Annotated in this window: 4 protein-coding genes and 2 pseudogenes; 4 read left to right on the top strand and 2 right to left on the bottom strand. The window is 41.0% G+C overall.

Features of this window, described 5'->3' with window-relative positions; all coding sequences use genetic code 11:
* Positions 1 to 124, bottom strand: a pseudogene (locus AACQ81_RS02025) (IS5/IS1182 family transposase); the annotation flags it as partial.
* A 78-nt stretch (positions 125 to 202) separates the two neighbouring features.
* On the opposite strand from AACQ81_RS02025, the gene AACQ81_RS02020 reads away from it, so the two are divergent.
* The 4 genes from AACQ81_RS02020 (at position 203) to AACQ81_RS02005 (ending at position 2,117) form a co-directional block, all read left to right on the top strand.
* On the top strand, positions 203 to 1,072 hold the full coding sequence (locus tag AACQ81_RS02020; protein WP_237388416.1) for a protein RepA: 870 nt from the start codon (positions 203 to 205) through the stop codon (positions 1,070 to 1,072).
* 105 nt (positions 1,073 to 1,177) lie between these two features.
* The gene (locus AACQ81_RS02015) at positions 1,178 to 1,375 is read left to right on the top strand and encodes a hypothetical protein (RefSeq protein ID WP_237388415.1); all 198 of its coding nucleotides are present in this window, start codon (positions 1,178 to 1,180) and stop codon (positions 1,373 to 1,375) included.
* Positions 1,376 to 1,409: 34 nt separating this feature from the next.
* The gene (locus AACQ81_RS02010; RefSeq protein WP_237388414.1) at positions 1,410 to 1,700 is read left to right on the top strand and encodes a helix-turn-helix domain-containing protein; all 291 of its coding nucleotides are present in this window, start codon (positions 1,410 to 1,412) and stop codon (positions 1,698 to 1,700) included.
* Positions 1,701 to 1,715: 15 nt separating this feature from the next.
* Positions 1,716 to 2,117: a hypothetical protein gene (locus AACQ81_RS02005; RefSeq protein ID WP_237388413.1), complete on the top strand. Its 402-nt coding sequence runs from the start codon at positions 1,716 to 1,718 to the stop codon at positions 2,115 to 2,117.
* Positions 2,118 to 2,550: 433 nt separating this feature from the next.
* Here AACQ81_RS02005 and AACQ81_RS02000 read toward each other — a convergent pair.
* Positions 2,551 to 2,910 (bottom strand): annotated as a pseudogene (locus tag AACQ81_RS02000) (integrase core domain-containing protein); the annotation flags it as partial.
* Between the last annotated feature and the right edge of the window lie 223 nt (positions 2,911 to 3,133).

The following is a 3,133-nucleotide window of genomic DNA, read 5'->3' as shown; positions in this document are numbered from 1 at the left end:
ATAATCGCTCTGACCGGCATACCATGCGCATCCACGGCCAAATGTATCTTTGTATTGAGCCCCCTTTTGTGCGTCCCATATCTTGATTACCTCCTTTGGCCCCTGCTGCATGGGGATGGACTTTAATTAGGTGTGTCGAAGTGGGAACTGCTGAAAGTTATCCATTATTAATTAAGTTGAATATCAAATATGGTGTAACTATATGAGTGATAATGTATTTTTTGATGATGATCTTAACTGTGATGCTGAAGATGATAACAATAAACTCACAGTTACTAGCCGTGCCACAATACAACCTGTAGCTCTGATGAGACTAAATGTTTTCGTGCCTTCTAGCCGTCCTGCAAAAGGTGTACAAACAACGATTGATGCAACCGCAGAACTCAAGAATTTAGAATTTTCACGGCGGGAAGGATATAACAATGTGAAGATTACAGGCGAACGCTTGAATATGGCGCTTGATTTTAAAATTTGGGTCGGGATTATACAATCGTTCAGTAAATATGGATTGAAATCGAACACTATTCAGCTGCCATTCCATGAATTTGCGACTATGTGTCTCTTCGAATCAAAAAGGTTTGATAAAAAGCTACGTCAGAATATAGCAGATTCGTTGACGCGAATACGTGGTAAAACGATCACGTTTACGAAATCAGGTTCAGAAGGGATAAAAGATATTGTATCGACGGGATTATTAAAAACAGGACGATTTTCTTTTGAAAATGACCTTGTTGAATTGGAAGCTGATGAGAGATTGTGGGAGCTGTATCAGGTTGATTATAAAGTATTGTTACGTCATAAACCAATAAATGCATTGCCACGAAAAGAAGTTGCACAAGCTCTATATACCTATATTGAAAGTTTACCTTCTAATCCGGCACCAATTTCACGTGAGAGAATCAGAAAGAGATTAGCGTTACTTTCTCCTCCTAAAGAGCAAAATAGAATCATCAAACAAGCTCTGGAACAATTAGAGAAGATTGAATATTTAACTTATTCCACTGTTCTTCGTGAGAAAGAAACTTACTTTATTATCCATTCTCGAAATTCGAAGTTGAAGCCCTATCCTTAGAGATGGAGTAGGGTGTGTCGAAACGGGAAGTTGTGTGTTGTATTAGTCGTGATTATTTCAGGCAGATCATATACAAAAATTTCGCCAGTTATACTGGTTCGCTTATTGAGTCAGATAAAACAATCAGTTAAAGTATCTCCGCCATTGGCAAAATCCAATGGTCAAGGCGTCGCGGCCTTGAAATCAAGAACACTGGTAGGATGTTTCTGCCAGTGCGCCTGTTATTACCCTTTCAATGGTGGTTCAGGCAGGGAAGGCTTCGGCCTTGCTGGTTTCTTGATCCAGTCCGCGAACCCTGTCTGAATCGCCACCATCAACTAATGGAAGGGATAGCAGGATGATTAATCGTAAAAAAGACTGGCATCAAGCCGATATTATTGCTGCATTACGTAGGCGTGGTACAACCTTAGCCGCACTCTCCCGTGAAGCAGGGCTCAGCTCATCAACATTAGCAAACACACTGTCACGTCCGTGGCCTAAAGGCGAATGGATTATTGCCAATTACCTCAAACTACATCCCTCAGAGATTTGGCCTAATCGATATTTCGATCTGGATGGCCAACCACTAGAACGTACACCTCGCAGTACTATTCAAAATCAATCACTAAATTGTTACAACGTGCAGTAACTGTAGAGGTAAACTGTGAGTGATAACCCTATCTCACTGAAACAAGCGGCATATCGTTCAGGCTTAGCCATATCTCTGTTCAGATTCATTTCCGAAAAAACAAAAAATGAATGTACAACAGATTTAAATAACCTGATCGCATTAGCAAGTGGTATTAATCAAGAGGTTCATCACGCCCTTTTGAAATATTCACCGACACCATTAACGCTAAGATTATTGAGTTACATAAAACATCGGCGGCCTGTCCCATTAACTCAGGCGATGCATCTGACTAGATTAGGAATTTCTTTGTATGAGGTTATTCTCGATCAAGCCAGTAAGGATTGTTCAACCGAATCACACGATATGCTCTCATTAGCCTGTGATATTAACCAAGAAGTTTATCGCGCACTTCTGGCTGTGATTTATGATGAATAAGCCATCGTTTTGCGATGCAAGAACCGCATACAAGGTAGTAGCGGTTCTTGATTATTATGGTGATGATATCTTCTCCTTGAAGGATTAGGTTTTACTGCGAATCGGATAAGTATATTCGGATTACCAAGGAACTTTGTTGTTTCAGCATATCTCAGTCATTACATGAGCATATCTTAGATATAGTGTATGATGTGTCGAAACTGGAAGTGGTATGCTGTATGGGTATTCATCAAAATCTATATCAATAGCAGTAGTCCACTTGCCCGTAATGTTAATTTCCCGTTTCGACACACCTAAGATTGATTTGTCATCTTTTTCCCACTACGACACACTGTTAAGCATGACCGTATTATCTGTGCCGAATATTGTTGGTTCGAGTGTGTTGTAGTGGGATGGTAATCCCCCCATTTTTCATGGAGGTTAAAAGTAGAGTTCAGGCAACACGTAATAAGTGCTGCTTTGGAGTATAGCCTCCTAATGCCATATTGGGCCTTTCATGATTATAAAACCACTGCCATTTTGTCGCCGAATCTTGTAATTCACTCAAGGAGGCAAACAAATATTGTCTCAACCAGTCATAGCGTACCGTTCGATTATAGCGCTCAACATAAGCATTCTGTTGAGGTTTCCCGGGTTGGATAAAATTCAGCTGAATCTGATGTTGCTTTGCCCAGGCCTGAAACTCAGTACTGGTATACTCAGGGCCGTTATCACAACGAATTGAAACGAGTTTGCCTCGCCATTCCATCAACTGTTCTAACGTACGTATCACACGGCAGCTCGGTAATGAAAATCTATGGTCCCCACCTTTTTTGCAACACTGATTTTTGATTGATGTTGGCTTGCTTAAATCTATCCGGCGTCACTATGGGCAGGGATGCCCGCGCCTCGATGAGTTCCGCACCTGATAAGCCTAAAAATCCGCACGGCTTCAGAGAGCCATTTTTTATGTCAGGATTCTATCAGGTCGATAAGCCGTTCATGTCATCAATAATCAGTCTTCGCAAAACCAGATT

It is taken from the genome of Xenorhabdus sp. Sc-CR9 (genome assembly GCF_963897815.1).
Lineage (GTDB): Bacteria > Pseudomonadota > Gammaproteobacteria > Enterobacterales > Enterobacteriaceae > Xenorhabdus.
Note: the sequence above shows the minus strand (reverse complement) of the source record. Positions and strands in the feature narration are given on the sequence as shown.

Bases quoted from the DNA above. Each gene is read 5' to 3' on its own strand.
- AACQ81_RS02010 (WP_237388414.1), top strand. From the start codon at position 1,410: ATGATTAATCGTAAAAAAGACTGGCATCAAGCCGATATTATTGCTGCA.
- AACQ81_RS02020 (WP_237388416.1), top strand. From the start codon at position 203: ATGAGTGATAATGTATTTTTTGATGATGATCTTAACTGTGATGCTGAA.